The organism is Microvirga tunisiensis (genome assembly GCF_009296175.1).
In the GTDB taxonomy this organism is placed as follows: Bacteria; Pseudomonadota; Alphaproteobacteria; order Rhizobiales; family Beijerinckiaceae; genus Microvirga; species Microvirga tunisiensis.
This window is the reverse complement of record NZ_VOSK01000880.1, coordinates 1-887: the sequence shown is the minus strand read 5'-3', so window position 1 is coordinate 887 and position 887 is coordinate 1. Positions and strand designations below refer to the sequence as shown.

Genomic DNA, 887 nt, shown 5'->3' with positions numbered 1-887 from the left:
TGATGGGCGAAAACCAGTTGCCGAAAGTAATCGCGGGTGTCAGATTCCAGGACGGCACCGAGATCGCAACGACGCCAACACACAACGTCGCCTGATCGGCCCCATCACCCAAAATCCAGCATAGGTCTTCGCGTTGCGTTGATTGTCGAGGCCGATGAGGAGCTTCGGGCTCTGGCGGTCGCGCTGCTGGAGGAGACAGACCTCCGGGTAGTGGAGGCGGCCAGCGCCGAGCAGGCGTTGCAGTATCTCCGGTTCAATGCAGGCGATGTCGCCTTCCTTTTCTCTGACGTGAAGCTGCCCTGTGTCATGGACGGCGTGGACCTCGCACGGACGGTTCGGTTGAAGTGGCCGTGGATCAGAACCCTCCTGACCTCGGGCGCACCCCTTGAGGAGGACCTCGATAAGGTTCTCAGGCAGGTGCGCTTCATGCCGAAGCCATGGCGACCTTTAGAAGTGTTGATCGAGGCCGAAAAGGCGGCTGCATCAAGCCGGTATAAGACGATTGTGACTCACCCAGACACTGAGGTGGTGAGGGCGCTACGGGCGTAATCTCACTAACCGTTCCTATTCACCAGAGTTTGTTTCGGGGCCTATTTGGTAGCGCGGGCGTGCCGATCCGCTGCGTTTCTTTCACCGCGGCAAGGTCTGGAACGTGGGGAACGCGTTGGCCGGGACGGGATGGGATGACCGGGGCGATGGCAGCCCCGGCGCTCAGGGCGAGGCCGCCCGGGGCTGGGGTGCCAGAGCGCTCGCAAGACGCCGGACGAGATCCGCTTCCGGACAGCACGAGGCAAAGGCCAGTCGGATGCGGCTGGTGGTTTCCTGCACCCGCACGGCGATCTTGAGCAGGCGCAACCGCAGCGTTGCGAACTCCGCCCGGGCGAGAT

At 62.6% G+C, this 887-nt stretch carries 2 protein-coding genes; one reads left to right on the top strand and one right to left on the bottom strand.

Annotated features, from left to right (window positions below):
• The first annotated feature begins 138 nt into the window (after positions 1-138).
• Complete coding sequence (locus FS320_RS44290) at positions 139-549, top strand: response regulator (RefSeq protein ID WP_152718768.1); 411 nt, start codon at positions 139-141, stop codon at positions 547-549.
• Between the two features lie 162 nt (positions 550-711).
• Here the strand turns inward: FS320_RS44290 and FS320_RS44285 are convergent.
• Positions 712-887: transposase (locus FS320_RS44285; protein WP_192926244.1), on the bottom strand; the 176-nt coding region annotated here is incomplete at its 5' end.